The organism is Lichenibacterium ramalinae (genome assembly GCF_004137085.1).
Classification (GTDB): domain Bacteria; phylum Pseudomonadota; class Alphaproteobacteria; order Rhizobiales; family Beijerinckiaceae; genus Lichenihabitans; species Lichenihabitans ramalinae.
Genome location: NZ_QYBC01000021.1, coordinates 61,141 through 79,101 on the forward strand (window position 1 = coordinate 61,141; position 17,961 = coordinate 79,101).

Consider the following 17,961-nt stretch of genomic DNA (forward strand, 5'->3'; position numbering starts at 1 on the left):
GGCGGCGGATCAGCGTCCGCGCGGAGCCTTCGGCGCGGGTCGCGCCCGTGTCTGCACGCCCGCCGGGACGGCGCGCCTGGCCTTGTTGCGGTCCGCGAACCGGCCCGGGCCGCGGGGGGCGTCGGCCGCCTCCGGGGCGGCCTCGGCACCGTCGGCCGGGTCCTCGCCGGAGGTTTCCTGCGTCTTGAGGGCGACGCGGATCAGCGCATCGGTCAGGACCAGCTTGGCTTCGGCGATGTCGCGCGTCGGGATCTCGACCGTCTCGTCCTGGCCGGCCTTCTTGTCCATGAGCTTCAGGGCGAGGCGGCCGTCGTCGGCGACCGCCGCGATGAAGCCCCGGAACCGCCGGCGCCCGTCCATGGGGACGGCGAGCTCCACCTTGACCTCGTGCCCGAGGCCGCGGCGCAGGTCCGACAGGCGGACGAGCGGACGGTCGATGCCGGGCGAGGACACTTCGAGCCGGTATTCCCCCGTGATCGGGTCGTCGAGGTCGAGCACCGGCGCGAGCGCCCGGCTCACGGCCTCGCAGTCGCCGATCGTGAAGGTGCCGTCGGGACGCTCCGCCATGATGCGCAGCAGGGACGGCGGGCCGGCCGACAGCTTCACCCACACCAGCCGGTAGCCGAGATCGGCCAGCACCGGCACGGCGGCCTGGCCGACCCGGGCGGCGACGCCGCCCTCCACCGTGAAGCGCGGCTCGTCGAGCGGCGCCTCGGCGACGGCGGCACCGGCGGTGGCGGCACTCGCCGGGATGGCGTCGGGCTGCGGAGCGGCGTGATCGGGGGGCGGAAGGGTCAAGAAGGCACTGTCCATGGGGCCGGGGCTGAAGCCCAAAAAGCAAAAGAGCGGGTCCGGCAGGAGCCCACTCTTCATCAAACTACCGGACCGTACCGAAGATCGTCGGTACGAGTGTTATGTAGCGCTTTCCCCCCGGCGGCGCAAGGCGGGACGGCGATGGCGGGGCATGCGGAGCGCCGCCGCGCCGAGCCGGCGCGATCCTCGCGCTCGTCGGCACAACCGAAACGCCCGATGGTACAACCGAACCCTTCCGTCTAGATTGGGACCGTTCCAAGGTCGCCGACGATCCGCCCCTTCCGTACCGGGCCGATCGGCCCCGCCTCGGACCCGCCGGGCCGCGTCCCGTCATATGGACGTCCGCGCGCCCCCGCCTTCGGAAAGCGACCCATGATCAGCCTGAAGATCAACGGATCACAGCACGACCTCGACGTCGACGCGGACATGCCGCTGCTGTGGGCCATCCGCGACGTGCTCAACATGACGGGCACCAAATACGGCTGCGGCATCGCCCAGTGCGGCGCCTGCACGGTCCACCTCGACGGCCAGCCGGTGCGCTCCTGCCAGACGCAGGTGGGCGACGCCGCCGGCCACGAGATCACCACCATCGAGGGCGTCGGCGGCAAGGTCGCCAAGGCCGTTCAGGCCGCCTGGCAGGACCTCGACGTGGTCCAGTGCGGCTACTGCCAGTCGGGCCAGATCATGTCGGCCATCGGCCTGCTCAGCCAGACGCCGAAGCCCACCGACGCCGACATCGAGAGCGCCATGGACGGGAACGTGTGCCGCTGCGCCACCTATCCCCGCATCCGGGCCGCCATCCACGACGCCGCCGCCAAGCTCGCCTGAGGGGACCCGCCATGTACAGCAAGACCCAGTCGGCGCCCATCGGCGCGTCGGCGCCCATCGGCGAGTCGGCGCCCATCGGCACCGCCGAGACCGCACCGTCGCGCCGCGACATCCTGAAACTCTCGGCCGCCGGCGCCCTGGTGCTGGGCGTCGTGCTGCGGGGCGGCAAAAGCTTCGCCGAGGAGGCCCCCGGCGGCGGCAAGGCGCTGCTGGCGGTGCCGGGCGACACGCCGCGCCCCAACGCCTTCGTGCACATCGCGGCCGACGACACCGTCACGGTCATCGTCAAGCACCTCGACAAGGGCCAGGGCGTCACCACGGGCCTGCCCACCATCGTGGCCGAGGAGCTCGACGCCGACTGGTCGCAGATGCGCTTCGCCTTCGCGCCCGCCGACGCCCAGCTATACAACAACCTCGCCTTCGGCCCCGTGCAGGGCACCGGCGGTTCGACCTCGGTGGCCAACAGCTGGAACCAGCTGCGCAAGGCGGGCGCGGCGGCCCGCGCCATGCTGATCGCCGCCGCCGTCGACGCCTGGAAGGTGCCGGCGACCGAGGTGACGATCGAGAAGGGCGTGCTCCGGCACAAGTCCGGCAAGTCGGCGCGCTTCGGCGAACTCGCCGAGGCGGCCGCGCGCCAGCCCGTCCCCATGGACGTCCACACCAAGGACCCCAAGGACTTCCGGCTGATCGGCACGTCCTTCCACCGCATCGACCACATCGAGAAGACCGACGGCACGGCGCGCTACGCGCTCGACATCCGCCGCCCCGGCATGCTCACCGCCGTGATGCAGCGGCCCGAGCGCTTCGGCGCCACCGTGAAGAGCGTCGACGACGCGGCGGCCCGCGCCGTCAAGGGCGTGGTCGACGTCGTGACGGTGCCGCAGGGGGTGGCGGTGCTGGCCGAGAACACCTGGGCGGCGCGCCAGGGCCGCGACGCCCTGAAGATCGCCTGGGACGATTCCAAGGCCGAGATGCGCTCCAGCGCCGAGATGCTGGCCGACTACCGGTCCGCCGCCCAGTCCCAGGGCGCCCTGGCGCTGAAGAGCGGCGACGCCGAACAGGCGCTGAAAAGCTCCGGCAAGGTCGTCAAGGCCGAGTTCGTCTTCCCCTACCTGGCCCATGCCCCGATGGAGCCGCTGAACTGCACGGTGGAGAAGGCCGCCGACGGGTCCTACGACTTCTACGCCGGCTCGCAGTTCCAGACGATCGAGCAGGCGGTCGCGGCCGCGACCCTCGGCGTCACCCCCGACAAGGTCAGGATCCACACGGTCTGGGCCGGGGGCTCCTTCGGGCGCCGCGCGACCCCGAACGGCGACTATTTCGCCGAAGCCGCCGCCATCATGGCCAAGACCGACGGCAAGCGCCCCGTCCACCTCGTCTACACCCGCGAGGACGACATCAAGGGCGGCCGCTACCGTCCGATGTTCTTCCACGCCATCGAGGCCGCGCTCGACCCGAAGGGCGGCGTCGCGGCCTGGAAGCACCGCCTCGTCGGCCAGTCCTTCATGAAGGGCACGGCCTTCGAGCCCGTGATGTTCAAGGGGGGCGTCGACTCGACGGCCGTCGAGGGCGTGGCCGACATGCCCTATGCGGTGCCGAACCTCCTGGTCGACTGGCACGACGCGCCTTCGCCGGTCTCGACCCTGTGGTGGCGCTCGGTGGGCCACAGCCACACCGCCCAGGCCGTCGAGGTGATGATCGACGACCTCGCCCACGCGGCCGGGCAGGACCCGGTGGCCTTCCGCATCGCCATGCTGAAGGACCACCCGCGCCATGTCGGCGTGCTGAAGCTCGCGGCCGAGAAGGCGGGCTTCGGCGAGACGCTCCCGGCCGGGCGCGGGCGCGGCATCGCCGTGCACGAGAGCTTCAACACCTTCGTGGCCATGGTGGCGGACGTCACCGTCAAGGGCACGGCGGTGAAGGTGGACCGGCTCGTCATCGCGGTGGATTGCGGCATCGCCATCAACCCCGACATCATCAGGGCCCAGATGTCGGGCGGCGCCGGCTACGGGCTCGGGGCCGCGCTGCGCAACAAGATCACCTTCGACAAGGGCGTGGTCGAGCAGGCGAACTTCGACAGCTACGAGCCGCTGCGCATGAGCGACATGCCGGTGGTCGAGGTGCATATCGTGCCCTCGCAGGAACCGCCGACGGGCGTCGGCGAACCCGGCGTGCCGCCGGTGGCGCCCGCCGTCTCCAACGCGGTCTTCGCGGCGACCGGCAAGCGGCTCCGCTCGCTGCCCTTCGACTTCGACAGCCTCGGCAACGCCTGACCCGGCGTCGCGGCCGGCGCCCGCCCCTCGGCGGGCTGCCGCTCCGCGCGCCAAAGCGGGATCGGCTCGGAGCCGCCTCGGCGACTCGGAGCCGGAGCGACTTCATCGAAGGCGGAGGCGCTCGAGCCAGCCCGCCACGCGCTCCACCATCTCGCCCTCGACGCCGCGGTAGCCGTGCGCCGACAGCGAGCCGCAGTCGCGGCCGCCCGCATCCGGCCCGGCGAGGCGCAGCACGTCGACGCGGGACGCCCCCGTGAAGGCCGCGGCGACCCGGGCCGCATCCCCGGGCGGCGTCACGGGGCAGCGGTCGGCGCCGTTCGCCACCACCAGCACGGGTGCCGCGACGGCGGCGGGACGGGCCTCGAACACCGTCTCGCCGCTGCCGCCCAGGCGCGACACGGCTTCGAGCAGCACGAGGCCGGCGACGTCGGCGCGTCCCGCACCGTTCACCGCCGCGATGGCGCCCTGGCTGGTGCCGACCAGCACCGCCGGCCCCGGCACCGCTGCATGGGCGGCCGCCACCAGGGCGGCGACCGCCCCGCCATAGGCCGTCCCGGCGCGCGCGCCGCGCAGGTTCTCGCCCGCATCCGCGATCAGCAGGGCGTAGCCGCGGCCCAGCCACAGCGGGGCCGTGCGGATCACGACATTGTCGGGACGCGCGACCGTGCCGTCCGCCCCGATGCCGACCGTGCCGGCGCCGCCCGGCAGCATCACCAGCGTGCCGGCGCCGCCCGGCAGCACCAACGACGTGCCGCGCGGCCGGTCCGGCCGGAGCAGCAGGGCGCGTTCGGTGCCGCCGCCGGGGACGGGGACGTCGAGCACGGCCGGGTGCCACGACGGCGCGGGGATCAGGGGAGCGGGGACGGGGGACGCGGCGCGGGCCGCGGCGGACCCGAGGCCCGCCAGCAGCACCGCGACGAGGATCCTCATCGCCGGAACACCGCGTCGGCGGCGCTGCGGGACGCCTGCTTCCTGGCGACCTCCGCCTCGAGCCGGGCGACCTCCTCGTGCAGCGCCGCGATGCGCTCGCGCAGCTCGTCGACCGAGACGGCGTCGAGCGGCTCGCCGATGGCGTGCCGCGGCTTCGGGGCCGGCCTGTCCTCCGCCGCATCGCGCGCCATCGTCAGCCCTCCACCGCCAGCACGATCTTGCCGACGTGGTCGCCCTGCTCCATCCAGCGATGGGCCTCGGCGGCCTCCTGCAGCGGGAAGACCCGGTCGATGAGCGGCCGCACCGTGCCGGCCGCCAGCAGCGGCCACACCTTCGCCTCCAGGGCGCGCGCGATGGCGGCCTTCTCGTCGACGGTGCGGGGCCGCAGCGTCGATCCCGTGTGGACGAGGCGCTTCATCATGAGCTGGGTGAAGTTCACCTCGGCCTTGGCGCCGCCGAGGAAAGCGATCTGCACGATGCGGCCCCGGTCGGCCGCGGCCGCGTAGTTGCGCTCGACGTAGGAGCCCCCGACCATGTCGAGGATCACGTCGACGCCGCGCCCCCCCGTGACCTCCTTGGCGACGGCGACGAAGTCTTCCCGCCGGTAGTCGATGGCGCGGTCGGCGCCGAGGCCCAGCATGGCGTCGCACTTGCCGGGGCTGCCGGCCGTGGCCAGCACGGTGGCGCCGAAGGCCTTGCCGAGCTGGATGGCGGTGGTGCCGATGCCCGACGTGCCGCCGTGGACCAGCAGCGCCTCGCCGGCTTGGAGCCGGCCGTGGTCGAAGACGTTGACCCAGACGGTGAAGAAGGTTTCCGGCACGCCCGCCGCCTCGACGGCGGAGAGCCCGCCGGGGATGCGCAGCGCCTGGACCTCGGGCGTCGCCACAAAGGGCGCATAGCCGCCGCCCGGCACCAACGCGCAGACCTTGTCGCCCACCGCGAAGCGCGTCGCGCCCTCGCCCAACGCCGCGACCTCGCCGGACACTTCGAGCCCCGGCAGGTCGGAGGCGCCGGGCGGCGGCGCGTAGTTGCCGGAGCGCTGCAGCACGTCCGGCCGGTTGACGCCCGCCGCCGCGACCCGGATCAAGACCTCGCCCGCCCGGGGCCGCGGCACGGGTCGCCGCTGCGGCTGAAGCATCTCGGGCCCGCCGTGGGCCTGGATGGCGATGGCCGTCATCGTGTCGGGGATGGTCATGGAGCCTCCGGGGTTGCCCCCCAAGGGTGGGGCGCCGGGGCGCGCTTGGGAAGGCCGCGAGGCGGGAGGCGGGAGGGGCAAGGCGCGGTCGGCAGCGTCGGCTGACCTGATCTGCTGGTCCGTGCAGAAGACCCGTCGCCTTGCTCTGCGGAGCGCGACGGATCGCTCCAGCCCAGGTCATCGCCCGGTCATGCTGGCGCGGCGCTCGTCAGGCCCGCGCCCGACCGGCTCACCTCGATGAACCGCGACGGTCGTGCCGGGTGGGCAAGCTTTGCCCCCATCATGGCGGCGACGTCAGCCGGCGCGTGCGCTGGAGGCTCGCACCACCAGTGCGACCGGCAGCGTCAGCTCTTCGCGCGTGGTGGCGCCCTCGCCCCTGCGCAGGAGGAGATCGATCGCGAGCCGGCCGATGTCGGATTTGGAATATCCGATCGACGTCAGGGGGACTCTCGTGTAGCGGCTCGCCTCGAGATCATCGTATCCGACGATGGACAGGTCACCCGGCACGGCGGATCCGAGTTCGATCAGGTTCGAAACGATCCGGATCGCGAAGGCGTCGTTGTGCACGATCGCCGCGGTCGGGCGGCCTGGTGCGGTCGCAAGGCGGCGTGCTGCCGTCGGCGCGTCGTCGAGCGCCGCCATGTCCACGAACCACTCACCGTTCACGGGCAGGCCGGCCTGCCGGAGAGCCCTCTCGACGAACGGGCGGCGTGACTGCGGGTGGTGCGTCACGTCACGCGGACCGACGTAGGCGATGCGGCGATGTCCGAGCGCCTTCAGGTGTCCGACGGCCAAGTTGGCGGCCGCCTCCTCGTCGATCATGATGCTCGATGCGCCGGGGTGACGAGCCGCCACCAGCACGAACGGGATGGCGCTGCTCGTGAGGAAGTCGACGAGATCGTTCACCGAAGCGGTCTGCCATGCGATCACGCCGTCGACGCGCTTCGTGCGGAAGAGTTCGAGGTAGGAACGCTCCTGGGCATCGTCGTCGCCGAGATCCGCCAGCAGGAGATGGTACCCGCGCAGGCGCAGGGCTCGATTGAACGCCGCGGTCATGTCGGCGAAGAACGGGTTGCGGATGTCCGGCACCAGATACCCGATCGTCGAACCGCCGACCCCGCGCAGCCGCCGCGCCGCCTCGTCCGGGTAATAGTCGAGCGCCCGGATCGCCTCGAGCACGCGGTGACGCGTCGTGGCGGCGACCGGCTTCGGACCGTTGTTCACGACGTAGGACACCACAGCCGACGAGACGCCGGCCAGGCGGGCCACATCGAGGCGTGTCGCTCGCGTTCGGATCGTCATGCCTCGCTGTCGCATGACTCCGCGAGGGCGAACAACCTCGATCCCGCCGTGGCCCAGAGCTGATCGCATGAGCCAGAGGTCGCACGACCCGATGGGCACGGTCGATCGAGCGCGATCGGACCCGGGGGATCCGGAGTTCGCCACGCCTCCGTCTACACGTGTAGACAAGGTTTCCGCCTTGTGCGAACCTCACGGCACACTGCTCCGGAAGAGGGCCGTGGAACTGATCGGGAGGGTCCTATGACGCGTGGCCGTCGAGCATTCCGCAGTCTTTTCACCTGCCTCGCAAGTGCGGCGGCGATCGCGGGCGCGGTCCATGCCGCCGAGGCGCAGGACCGCCCACTGAAGATCATCGCGGTGCTCGGGCCGCTCGGCGACCCGTTCTTCAGCGCGATGGAGAAGGGAGCGAAGGACGCTGCAAAAGCCTCGAACGTCGAATTCGAATACACGGCGCCGAACGGCTTCGACAACCTGGCGCAGGACCTCGCTCGACTGATCGACGTCGGGGCTGCGCGCCGGCCCGATGCCATGGTGATCGGCAACTTCATTCCGGATGCGGAGAACGAGGGCATCCGCGCCGCGGTGGCGGCCGGCATCAAGGTGGTGATCGTCAACACGGGCAGCGGCAACTGGTCGGAACTCGGCGCCGTGTCCTATGTGGGCGAGGACGCCACCGCGACGGGTCGCAAGGCGGCAGAGCTGCATCTGGCGAATGGCGCGAAGAGCGGTCTTTGCGTCAACCACGTCCCGGGCAACCCCGGCACCGAGAGCCGGTGTTCCGGCTTCAAGGCCGGCATGGAGGCGGGCGGGGGCCGGGCGAAGGTGCTGAGCCTTCCCTACTCGAGCCAGGGCAACCCGCAGCAGATCGTGCAGGCCATCGCCGGCGAACTGATGTCGGATCGGTCGGTCGATGCCCTCTACACGCTGGGGTCCGGCATCGCGGCGAACGCCCTCCAGGCCGTCGAGGACAACGACGCTGCGGCGCGCGTCAAGGTCGGCACGTCCGACTTTTCGCGGCAGACCTTGGAAGCCTTACGCGACGGCAAGCTCGCCTTCGATCTCGACCAGCAACCCTACCTGCAGGCCTACTACGGCGTACAGATCGCCGCGCAGTACCTGAAGTACGGCATGCATCCCATCGGCGTCGTCACCACCGGACCGCTCACGATCACGAAGGACAACGTCGGCGAAGCCTTGAAGCCCGGCGTCTCACCCTACCGCGGCGCGATGTGACGGGGGCGGACAGCGATGGGCCCCATGGACACGAATAATGAGGGCGCCGTGCGCCTGGCGGCGGCGGCGGATCGCTCGCGCATCGCCCTGATCCTTTCGCGCCTGATGCGGCATCCCGAGTTCGGGGCGCTGGTCGGGACGCTGGCGGTCTTCGCTTTCTTCGCGGTCGCGACCGCGGGCAACGGCTTCCTGGCCTGGCGGGGCGTCACCGGCTGGCTCAACGTCGCCGCCGAACTCGGCATCGTGGCGGTGCCGGTCGCGTTGTTGATGATCGGCGGCGAGCTCGACCTGTCGATCGGCTCCGTGATCGGCGCGACCTCGGTTCTGATCGCGACGGCGTCCGGGCTCTACGGCGTGCCGCTCTGGATTTCCATCGCGCTTGCGATCACACTCGGGGTCGGCGTCGGGCTGTTCAACGGCGTCCTCACGATCCGCACCGGCTTGCCGTCGTTCATCATCACCCTGGTCAGCATGCTGGCGCTCGCCGGGTCGGCCCTCGGCATGGCGCGCCTGCTCGCGGGCACGCCGAACGTCTCGTTGAAGGTCGAGGGTCCCCTGCGCGCCGTGTTCGCCGGGCGCTGGCAGCAGGCCAACGTGTCGATCCTCTGGTGGGCCGCGGTTTCGCTCGCGGCCGCCTGGGTGCTGTTCCGCACGACCTTCGGCAACTGGGTCCTGGCCACCGGCGGCGATGCGCGCTCCGCACGCGAGGCGGGCATACGCACCGATCGGGTGAAGATCGTCCTGTTCATCCTGACGGCGCTCGCCGCCGTGCTCGTCGGCATCATCCAGACGATGGCCTTCAACGGTGGCGAGGCGACGCGGGGCCAGGTCTACGTCTTCAACTCCATCATCGCTTCCGTCATCGGCGGCGTGCTGCTCCAGGGCGGTTACGGCTCGCCCATCGGCGTCGCATTCGGGGCCGCGACCTTCGGCATCGTCAACGTCGGCATTTTCTACACGGGGTGGAACTCGGATTGGGCCCAACTCCTGCTCGGTCTGCTCCTGCTCGCGGCGGTGCTGGCCAACAACCTGTTCCGCCGCGCGGCATTGAGCGCATGACGGGCGAGACGATGGGATCCTCCCCGCCGATCATCGAGGCCCGCGGCGTTTCCAAACACTTCGCCGGCGTCGCCGCCCTCGAGGACGTGTCGCTGCAGGTCGGCGCCGGTGAGGTCGTCTGCCTGCTCGGCGACAATGGCGCGGGGAAGTCGACGCTGATCAAGCTCCTGTCCGGCGTCCATGAGCCGAGCCGGGGGCAGTTGCTCGTCGACGGGGTTCCGGTCCGCTTCCGCGAGCCGCGCGACGCGCGCTCGGCCGGCATCTCCACCGTGCACCAATACGGCGGGACGGTTCCGCTGATGAGCATCGCGCGCAACTTCTTTCTCGGTGCGGAGCTGACGAAGGGCAGCGGCCCGTTCCGCCGTCTCGACCTCGATCGCATGAACGCGATCGCGCTATCGGAGATCTGCAGCCTCGGCGTCCGGCGCGTCACCGACGCGGCGCGCCCGATCGGCACCCTGTCGGGCGGACAGCGCCAGGCCGTCGCCATCTGCCGGGCGACCTATTTCGGCGCTCGCCTCCTCATCCTCGACGAACCGACCTCCGCGCTCGGCGTGCGGGAAGCCACGACCGTGCTCAGGCTCATCGCCGAGGTCCGAGCGCGGGGCGTCGGCGTCATCCTGATCACCCACAATGCCCACCACGCCCTGTCGATCGGGGATCGCTTCTCCGTTCTCAGCCACGGGCGCATCGCCGCGTCCTTCGATCGGGGCGAGCGGAGCGCGTCGGACGTGGTGAACCTGATGGCGGGCGGGGTCGAACTCGCCTCGCTCGAGCAGGCACCGGAGCCGTTTCCCCGCACAGCGTCGGCGTGACGATGGCGACGAGCACCGACGGGGCGGCGAGCGACGCCATCTCCGCGCTCCTGCGCGAAACGGCTTGGCGCGTCACGATCCCCGGAGCCGAAGCGGCCTTCCTGGCCGGCCCGGACGCCGACACGGCCATCCTGGCGCTGCACGGGTGGGGCGCGTCGGCCGAAAGCATGCGCTTCCTGGGCGGCGGCTTGGCAGCTTCAGGCTTCGCCGTCCTGATGCCGACGTTGCCCGGGCACGGCACCGACCCTGAAGATCTCGCCCGCACGGGACCCTCCGAATGGATCGCCGAAGCACGCCGCGCTCTGGTCGCCCTCGCCGACGTTTACGAGCGGGTCTACCTGCTCGGGGTGTCGATGGGTGGCGCACTCGCGCTGCAGATCGCCTGCCTCGAATGCGATCGCGTGGCAGGCCTCGTCACCCTCAACGCGCCGGTCTTCCTCGACCGACCGGCATTCGCGCGTGAGGTGATGGACGGCGCAGCGGCGGACCGGCTGTCGACCTGGGAAGGCCCCGCCTTCGTCGGCCCGGCCGTGCCGGAGATCACTTACCCGGAGCGCAGCCGCAAGAGCGGCATCGACCTGCTTGCGATGACGGCTCTGGCGCGCGAGGCCCTGCCCCTCGTGAGGGCCCCGGTTCTCGTCCTGCAATCCGTGTCAGATCACGTCGTGCCGCGCCGCAGTGCCGAGACGATCCTGGCCGAGGTGTCGTCGACGACGAAATCGATCGGGTGGCTGCACCGATCCTATCACATGGCGCAACTCGACCTCGATCGCGACGACGTCGTCCGGCGCACCGCAGCGTTCATCGATGGTCTCGCCGAGGAGCCGAGGGCGGGCGTCAGGGACCCGACACGCTGACCGAGTGTCCTTCGCAGGCTCCACCCCGTCGAAAGCGGCCCCCTCACCACCCACCCCGGTGAGGTTCGTGGAGCCCGGGCCGGCCGCGTGACCGCGATGCCGTCCGCCTCGATGTCGACGGCGAGTCCCACCGTCATGGCATGGAGCGCAGACTTCGAGGCGGCCTACACCTCCGAACCGAGAGCCGCATCGGATGTCTCCCGCGTCGCCTTGGCGGCTCCAAGCCGACGACACCGCTCTCGCTTCGGAGCTCGAGCGGATTCGCCGAAGGCGAAAGCGCCCTAGAACAGATCGCGATCAGGTCGAGTCACCTGATCGCGTAAAGATGCTCGTAAAATCATAGCACTAGAGCTGAAGTCGCGAGCCAAGGCGAGCGGCGACAGCTCTAGCCGGTCCCCGCCAGCGCCGGGCGCGCCGCCGCCTTGTCGGCCATGGCGCGGTCGAGGGCGTCCATCTCGGCCGGGGTCAGGCGGAGCCCGAGCTTGGTGCGGCGCCAGGCGACGTCGGTCGCGGTGCGGGCCCATTCGCGCGTCATGAGGTGGTCGAGTTCGGCTTCGGTCAGCGTCGCGCCGTAATCGGTGCCGAGGTCGGCCGCGGAGAGCGCCGTCCCGAGGATGTCGCGGGCCCGCGTGCCGTAATGGCGGGCGAGGCGGCGGGCATGGGCGGGCCGGAGGAAGGGCCAGCGCGCGCGGATCTCGGCCACGAGGGCCTCGAAGCCGTCGACCGGGAAGTCGCCGCCCGGCAGCGCCTCCCGCCCCGTCCAGCCCGCCGGGAGGGCGGTGCCGGAGGCGGGCGCGGGGAGGTGCGGGGCGACGAGTTGCAGGGCGTGTTCGGCGAGCTTGCGGTAGGTGGTCAGCTTGCCGCCGAAGACGCTGAGCAGCGGCGCCCGGCCCGCGCCGGCGTCGAGGTCGAGCACGTAGTCGCGGGTGGCGGCCTGGGCGGCGCCGTCGCCCTTGTCGTAGAGCGGCCGCACGCCCGAATAGCGCCACACGACGTCGGCCGGGGTGACGGCGCGCGCGAAATAGTCGCTCGCCGAACGGCAGATGTAGTCGACCTCCTCGGGCGTGGCGCGCACGTCGGCGGGGTCGCCCTCGTAGTCCCGGTCCGTCGTGCCGATCAGCGTGAAGTCCGTCTCGTACGGGATGGCGAAGAAGATGCGGCCGTCCGGGTTCTGGAAGAAGTAGCAGCGGTCGTGGTCGTAGAGTTTCGGCACGACGATGTGCGACCCCTGGACCAGCCGCACCTTCGCGGCGTTGTTCTGTCCCAGCGTGTTGTTCAGCACCTGGCCGACCCAGGGGCCGGCGGCGTTGACCACGGCGCGGGCCCGCACGGTGCGGGTCTGGCGGGTGTTGCGGTCCTGCAGCGTCAGCGTCCAGCCCTCGGCCGCCCGCTCGGCCGCCACCGCGCGCGTCCGGGTCAGCACCGTCGCGCCGCGGTCGGCGGCGTCGCGCGCGTTCAGCGCCACGAGGCGCGAGTCTTCGACCCAGCAGTCCGAATATTCGAAGCCCTTGCGGAAGGCGCCGGGCTTGAGCGGCGCCCCGGCGGGGTCGCGCCGCAGGTCCAGCGTGCGGGTGGCGGGCAGGCGCTTGCGGCCGCCGAGGTTGTCGTAGAGCAGCAGGCCGAGCCGCAGCATCCAGGCCGGCCGCAGGCCCTTCTGGTAGGGGAGGACGAAGCGCAGCGGCCAGATGATGTGGGGCGCGATGCCCCACAGCACCTCGCGCTCCATCAGCGCCTCGCGCACCAGGCGGAACTCGCGGTGCTCGAGGTAGCGCAGCCCGCCGTGGATGAGCTTGGTGGCGGCCGAGGAGGTGCCGCTGGCGAGGTCGTCCTGCTCGCAGAGCAGCACCTTGAAGCCCCGGCCCGTCGCGTCCCGGGCGATGCCGCATCCGTTCACGCCCCCGCCGATGATGGCGAGATCATAGGTGGTGTCCAAGGCTGTCCTCCCCCGGGGCGGCATCGTCCGTCTCCAGCGGCAAACGATAAACGAAAATAGAGAAGCTTCAAGCGATCACAACGAAAGCCGAAGCGAAAGGGAATGCGGCAGTGTCGCGGGCTCGGGCGATCGGCTAGTGTCGTGTGGACCCGCGCCGTGGCGCGGCCCAACCCGCCCTGTCGCGGGACGATCCGGGAGGACGGGATGACGGTGCGGCTCAATCTGGCGGTGCGGGGGCTCTTCGCCACGCCGGTGGCGGCGCTGGACGTACCGGAAGCCGGGCGGATCAACGCGGCCCTCTCGGCCGCCATCCTGGAGCGGCGCGCGCGCCAGCCCTCGGTGCAGGCCTCGAACGCGGGCGGATGGCATTCGGACCGGGACCTGCTGGCGTGGGGCGGCCCCTGCGCCGCGGAGGTCATCGACCTCGCCCGCGGCGTGGCGGGGCAGCTCACGGCGGACCGGGCCGGCCAGCCGATCCGCCCCGCCTGGAAGGTCGCGGCCTGGGCCAACGTCAACACGGCCGGCCACGCCAACGTCGCCCACTACCACGCGGGCGCCTTCTGGTCGGGCACCTATTACGTCGAGGACGGCGGCTGCGCCGCCGATCCCTCGCTCGGGGGCGAGTTCGAGATGCTGGACCCGCGCGGCCCCGGCCCCGGCATGTATGCGCCGTCGCTGAAGTTCGCCGGCGACGGCGCCTCGGTGGGCGGCGCCGAGACGATCCGGCCCAAGCCCGGGCTGCTCATCGTGTTTCCGTCCTGGCTGCTGCACCAGGTGCGGCCCTACCGCGGCACCGGCACGCGCATCTCCGTCGCCTTCAACTTCAGCCTGCCCGCGTGAGCCCGCGCCGGTGAACCTCCAGAACGCCAAGGCGCCCACCCGCCGCCAAGTCGAGATCGTGGACTGGCTGCGCGAGAAGGGGCGCGTGACGGTGGAGGACCTCGCCGCCCATTTCGCCGTGACGCCGCAAACCATCCGGCGCGACCTCAACGACCTGTCCGACGCCCAGATGGTGGTGCGGGTGCACGGGGGCGCCATGGTGGCGTCGGGCGTCGTCAACCTCGCCTACGAGGCCCGCAAGCTCATCGCCGGCCCCCACAAGCGGCTGATCGGGGAAGCGGCGGCGCGGCTCGTGCCGGACCATTCCTCGGTGTTCCTCACCATCGGGACGACGACCGAGGAGGTGGCGCGGGCGCTCGGCGGTCATTCGGGCCTGCTCGTCATCACCAACAACCTGCAGGTGGCGGCCGAGCTGTACCGCAACAGCGCCATGGAGGTGGTCGTCACGGGCGGCAGCGTGCGCCACGGCGACGGCGGCATCGTGGGGGCGCAGTCGGAAGCCCTGATCGCGCAGTTCCGCGTCGACCTGGCCGTGATCGGCACCTCGGCGATCGACGCCGACGGCACCCTGCTGGATTTCGACATCCGCGAGGTGCAGGCGCAGCGCGCCATCATCGAGCACGCGCGGCGCGTCGTGCTGGTGGCGGATTCCAGCAAGTTCGCCCGCTCGGCCCCGGCACGCGTGGCGCATCTCGACGATGTCGACATCCTGGTGACGGACCGCCTGCCCGCCGCCGCCGCGGAGCTGTGCCGCCAGCACGGCGTCGAGGTGGTGGAGGCGGGCGGGCCGGTGGAGGGGGAGGAAGGGTGAGGGGGCGCCTGGGAACCGGTGCGCGGCAACGCGTGGCCGGGCCGGGGCGCGTTCCGACACACGGCCGTCACGCAACGGCCTTCTCATCCGCTGGATGCATCGGGTGTCGCATCCCGTGGCGCCGAGGGGGAGATACGCCGATGAGGTCGATCAGCCGTCCGATCCTGCTGGGCCTCGGCTTGGGGCTCGGCTTGGGCCTCGGCTTGGGCCTGGCGCCGGCCCTCCTCGGGGACGCCGCCGCGGCGGACTCCACCGCCGCCGCCGGGCGCGTCCCGCAGAACGTCGGCGAGCTCCTGCCGACCGGCCAGTTCATCACGCCCCGGGCGGCCCCGAACGCCGTCTACCAGCCGCTCCTGCCGAACCTCGCGGACGCGCCGAACGTCAAGGCCGGCTACGCCGATTCGGAGGCGCTGAGCCCCGACGGCAGGACCCTGCTGGTGCTCACCACCGGCTACAACGAAGTGGTGGATGCCAACGGCAAGCAGCTGCCGAAGGATTCGACGCAGTTCATCTTCGTCTTCGACGTGACGAGCGGCACGCCGGTGCAGCGGCAGATCCTGCAGGTGTCGAACAGCTTCGTCGGCATCGCCTTCGCGCCGGACGGCAGGACCTTCTACGTGCCGGGGGCCGGCGAGGACAATATCCACGTCTTCGCCCTGCAGGGCAGCACCTGGGCCGAATCGGGCGCGCCGATCCAGCTGGGCCACAAGGCCGGCAACGGGCTGGCCCAGAAGCCGCTGGCGTCCGGCATCGCCGTCACGGCCGACGGCACCCGCGCCGTCGTGGTCAACCGCTACAACGACTCGGTCTCGGTCGTGGACCTCGCCCGCCGCGCCGTGGTGGCCGAGCAGGACCTGCGCCCCGGCAGGAGCGGGGGCGCCTCCGGCACGCCGGGCGGCGAATATCCCAATTCCGTGGCCATCGCGGGCAACCGCATCGCCTATGTCAGCAGCGAGCGGGACCGCGAGATCGTGGCGGTCGACATCTCCGGCGGCCAGCCCGCGGTCGTCGCCCGCATCCCGGTCCAGGGCAACCCGAACAAGCTCGCCTTGGACGCCGCCGGCAAGACCCTCTACGTCGCGAGCGACAACGCCGACGTCGTGAGCGTCATCGCGACCGCCGCCAATGCCGTGACGTCCACGGTGTCGACCATCGCGCCGACCGGCCTCCTCGCGCCGCAGCGGGCGAAGTACAAGGGCGCGTCGCCGGACGGCCTCGCCCTGTCCGCGGACGGCGGCACGCTCTACGTGACGAACCGCGGCACCAACTCGCTCGCCGTCATCGCCCTGGCGGGCGGCACGCCGCGACTCGCCGGGCTGATCCCCACGGGCTGGTCTCCGTCCGACGTCCGCGCTTCCGCCGACGGGCGCACCGTCTACGTCAGCAACGCCAAGACCGACCCCGGCGCGAACCCCGGCAATTGCCTGGGCTACCAGAGCGTGCCGTGCCCGGTGGCCAACTCGCCCGTGGTCTTCGCGCCCAACCAGTACATCCTCAACCTGACCGGATCGGCGCTGCTCAGCTTCTCGGTCCCGCGCGGGACGGCGCTCGAATACATGACGCAGCGCGTCGCCGCCAACAACGGCTTCGACGCCCCGCCGGTGCTCGACCCGACGATGGCGGCGCTCCGCCAGAAGATCAAACACGTGATCTACATCGTGAAGGAGAACCGCACCTACGACCAGGTGCTCGGGGACGTGCGCAAGGCCAACGGCGACGCGAACCTCGCCGAGTTCCCGCGCGGCACGACGCCGAACCAGCATGCGCTCGCCACGGATTTCGTGACCTTCGACAATTTCTACGATGCCGGTGACGTCAGCGGCAACGGCTGGCCGTGGAGCACCGCCGCCAAGGAATCGGACGCGGGCGCCAAGATGCTGCCGCCGAACTATGCCGCCAACGGCGCCGGCGGCTCCTACGATTGGGAGGGCACGAACCGCAACGTCAACGTCGGCCTGAGCGGCGCGGCCCGCGTCGCGGCCGACCCGCTCGCCGCCTCCCTCGATCCCGACACCCTGCCCGGGACCGGCAACGTCGCGGCGCCGGACGGGCCCGACGGCGAGGTGCAGAAGGGCTACTTGTGGAACGCCGCCCTGCGCGCCGGCCTGACGGTGCGCAACTACGGCTTCTACATCGACCTCACCCGCTACAGCCTCGCCGGGACGCCGAGCGCCAACCTGCAGATCTCCGCGGTGCGGTCGCCCTACCCCGCCAGCGTGCAGTCCTACGCCGCCAACCCGCAGCTCGTGCCGCTCACCGATCCCTATTTCCGCGGCTTCGACGATGCCTATCCGGACTTCTACCGGGAACAGGAATGGGAGCGCGAGTTCGCCGGCTACGTCGCCCACGGCAACCTGCCGAGCCTGAGCCTCGTGCGGTTCATGAACGACCACACCGGCAACTACAAGAACGCCATCGACGGCGTGAACAAGCCGGACCTGCAGGTCGCCGACAACGATTACGCGGTCGGGGCGTTGGTGCAGGCGATCGCCCGCAGCACCTATGCGCGGGACACGCTGGTCTTCGTCGTCGAGGACGACGCCCAGGACGGCCCCGACCACGTCGACGCCCACCGCAGCACCGCCTTCATCGTCGGTCCCTACGTCAAGCACGGCGCCGTGGTGAGCACGCATTACACCACGATCAGCATGCTCAGGACCATCTCCGACGTCCTCGGGATGGACCATCTCAGCCTCTACGACGCCAACCAGCGGCCCATGTCGGACGCCTTCGACCTGTCGGTGCCGGCCTGGGGCTTCGACGCCCGCGCGTCGAGCCTGCTGCGCGGCACCGCCCTCCCCTTCCCCAAGGGCGCGAGATTCGCCGACGCCGCCCGGAGCCCGCACGACGCCCGCTACTGGATGGACCGGACGCAGGGCCTCGACTTTTCCCAGGAGGACAAGGTCGACGCCGTGGCCTACAACCAGATCCTGTGGAAGGGCCTGATGGGTGGCAAGCCCTACCCGGTCAACGGCGGGCGCCCGCTCGGCCGCGACGGCGCCGAGGCCCAGGTCGCGACCCCGGCCAAGAAGGACGACGACGACGATTGAACGCCGGGCCGAGGCGGGCTCG

Annotated in this window: 15 protein-coding genes; 9 read left to right on the forward strand and 6 right to left on the reverse strand. The window is 71.5% G+C overall.

The genetic code is table 11. The features are described 5' to 3' along the window. Positions 1–9 precede the first annotated feature (9 nt). A complete protein-coding gene (gene rimP / locus D3272_RS21735) occupies positions 10–798 on the reverse strand; it encodes a ribosome maturation factor RimP (RefSeq protein WP_245496717.1) in 789 nt (262 codons plus the stop codon). Between the two features lie 387 nt (positions 799–1,185). Between rimP and D3272_RS21740 the strand changes: the two genes are divergently transcribed. Then, complete coding sequence (locus tag D3272_RS21740; protein ID WP_129221312.1) at positions 1,186–1,641, forward strand: (2Fe-2S)-binding protein; 456 nt, start codon at positions 1,186–1,188, stop codon at positions 1,639–1,641. Positions 1,642–1,652: 11 nt separating this feature from the next. After that, on the forward strand, positions 1,653–3,914 hold the full coding sequence (locus D3272_RS21745) for a xanthine dehydrogenase family protein molybdopterin-binding subunit (protein WP_129221313.1): 2,262 nt from the start codon (positions 1,653–1,655) through the stop codon (positions 3,912–3,914). 102 nt (positions 3,915–4,016) lie between these two features. On the opposite strand, the gene D3272_RS21750 is transcribed toward D3272_RS21745, so the two are convergent. The 4 genes from D3272_RS21750 to D3272_RS21765 all read right to left on the reverse strand — a co-directional run bounded on the left by D3272_RS21750 (position 4,017) and on the right by D3272_RS21765 (position 7,308). Beyond that, positions 4,017–4,844 (reverse strand): alpha/beta hydrolase, encoded by an 828-nt coding sequence (locus D3272_RS21750; RefSeq protein ID WP_207210280.1) that lies wholly within the window; start codon positions 4,842–4,844, stop codon positions 4,017–4,019. Continuing rightward, positions 4,841–5,035, reverse strand: coding sequence for a DUF1192 domain-containing protein (locus D3272_RS21755; RefSeq protein WP_129221314.1), 195 nt, complete (start codon positions 5,033–5,035; stop codon positions 4,841–4,843). Before D3272_RS21755 ends, D3272_RS21750 begins: the two co-directional genes overlap by 4 nt. A 2-nt stretch (positions 5,036–5,037) precedes the next feature. Beyond that, positions 5,038–6,039, reverse strand: coding sequence for an NAD(P)H-quinone oxidoreductase (locus tag D3272_RS21760; RefSeq protein ID WP_129221315.1), 1,002 nt, complete (start codon positions 6,037–6,039; stop codon positions 5,038–5,040). 294 nt (positions 6,040–6,333) lie between these two features. Further along, complete coding sequence (locus D3272_RS21765) at positions 6,334–7,308, reverse strand: LacI family DNA-binding transcriptional regulator (RefSeq protein ID WP_165361464.1); 975 nt, start codon at positions 7,306–7,308, stop codon at positions 6,334–6,336. A 273-nt stretch (positions 7,309–7,581) separates the two neighbouring features. Here D3272_RS21765 and D3272_RS21770 point away from each other — a divergent pair, with 273 nt between their 5' ends. From D3272_RS21770 to D3272_RS21785, 4 genes are read left to right on the forward strand one after another with little or no spacing between them, the layout of a single operon-like run. Next, complete coding sequence (locus D3272_RS21770; protein WP_165361465.1) at positions 7,582–8,574, forward strand: substrate-binding domain-containing protein; 993 nt, start codon at positions 7,582–7,584, stop codon at positions 8,572–8,574. Positions 8,575–8,598: 24 nt separating this feature from the next. Then, on the forward strand, positions 8,599–9,633 hold the full coding sequence (locus D3272_RS21775; RefSeq protein WP_129221318.1) for an ABC transporter permease: 1,035 nt from the start codon (positions 8,599–8,601) through the stop codon (positions 9,631–9,633). Further along, positions 9,630–10,448 carry an ATP-binding cassette domain-containing protein gene (locus D3272_RS21780; RefSeq protein ID WP_245496718.1) on the forward strand — a complete coding sequence of 273 codons (819 nt, stop codon included), beginning with the start codon at positions 9,630–9,632 and terminating at the stop codon, positions 10,446–10,448. Before D3272_RS21775 ends, D3272_RS21780 begins: the two co-directional genes overlap by 4 nt. A 2-nt stretch (positions 10,449–10,450) precedes the next feature. Continuing rightward, entirely contained in the window at positions 10,451–11,305 is an 855-nt protein-coding gene (locus D3272_RS21785; protein ID WP_129221319.1) for an alpha/beta hydrolase, read from the forward strand. Between the two features lie 385 nt (positions 11,306–11,690). Here the strand turns inward: D3272_RS21785 and glpD are convergent, their stop codons facing one another. Continuing rightward, positions 11,691–13,262 (reverse strand): glycerol-3-phosphate dehydrogenase, encoded by a 1,572-nt coding sequence (gene glpD / locus D3272_RS21790; protein WP_129221320.1) that lies wholly within the window; start codon positions 13,260–13,262, stop codon positions 11,691–11,693. Positions 13,263–13,442: 180 nt separating this feature from the next. Here glpD and D3272_RS21795 point away from each other — a divergent pair, with 180 nt between their 5' ends. From D3272_RS21795 to D3272_RS21805, 3 genes are all read left to right on the forward strand, one after another. Further along, positions 13,443–14,078: a TIGR02466 family protein gene (locus tag D3272_RS21795; RefSeq protein ID WP_165361466.1), complete on the forward strand. Its 636-nt coding sequence runs from the start codon at positions 13,443–13,445 to the stop codon at positions 14,076–14,078. Between the two features lie 10 nt (positions 14,079–14,088). Beyond that, positions 14,089–14,889 (forward strand): DeoR/GlpR family DNA-binding transcription regulator, encoded by an 801-nt coding sequence (locus D3272_RS21800; RefSeq protein ID WP_129221322.1) that lies wholly within the window; start codon positions 14,089–14,091, stop codon positions 14,887–14,889. A 140-nt stretch (positions 14,890–15,029) separates the two neighbouring features. Beyond that, complete coding sequence (locus D3272_RS21805) at positions 15,030–17,939, forward strand: bifunctional YncE family protein/alkaline phosphatase family protein (RefSeq protein ID WP_129221323.1); 2,910 nt, start codon at positions 15,030–15,032, stop codon at positions 17,937–17,939. Positions 17,940–17,961 lie beyond the last annotated feature (22 nt).

Bases quoted from the DNA above. Each gene is read 5' to 3' on its own strand.
- D3272_RS21740 (WP_129221312.1), top strand. From the start codon at position 1,186: ATGATCAGCCTGAAGATCAACGGATCACAGCACGACCTCGACGTCGAC.
- D3272_RS21780 (WP_245496718.1), top strand. From the start codon at position 9,630: ATGACGGGCGAGACGATGGGATCCTCCCCGCCGATCATCGAGGCCCGC.
- glpD (WP_129221320.1), bottom strand. From the start codon at position 13,262: ATGCCGCCCCGGGGGAGGACAGCCTTGGACACCACCTATGATCTCGCC.
- D3272_RS21755 (WP_129221314.1), bottom strand. From the start codon at position 5,035: ATGGCGCGCGATGCGGCGGAGGACAGGCCGGCCCCGAAGCCGCGGCAC.
- D3272_RS21785 (WP_129221319.1), top strand. From the start codon at position 10,451: ATGGCGACGAGCACCGACGGGGCGGCGAGCGACGCCATCTCCGCGCTC.
- D3272_RS21750 (WP_207210280.1), bottom strand. From the start codon at position 4,844: ATGAGGATCCTCGTCGCGGTGCTGCTGGCGGGCCTCGGGTCCGCCGCG.
- D3272_RS21760 (WP_129221315.1), bottom strand. From the start codon at position 6,039: ATGACCATCCCCGACACGATGACGGCCATCGCCATCCAGGCCCACGGC.
- D3272_RS21745 (WP_129221313.1), top strand. From the start codon at position 1,653: ATGTACAGCAAGACCCAGTCGGCGCCCATCGGCGCGTCGGCGCCCATC.
- D3272_RS21805 (WP_129221323.1), top strand. From the start codon at position 15,030: ATGAGGTCGATCAGCCGTCCGATCCTGCTGGGCCTCGGCTTGGGGCTC.
- D3272_RS21795 (WP_165361466.1), top strand. From the start codon at position 13,443: ATGACGGTGCGGCTCAATCTGGCGGTGCGGGGGCTCTTCGCCACGCCG.
- D3272_RS21770 (WP_165361465.1), top strand. From the start codon at position 7,582: ATGACGCGTGGCCGTCGAGCATTCCGCAGTCTTTTCACCTGCCTCGCA.
- D3272_RS21775 (WP_129221318.1), top strand. From the start codon at position 8,599: ATGGACACGAATAATGAGGGCGCCGTGCGCCTGGCGGCGGCGGCGGAT.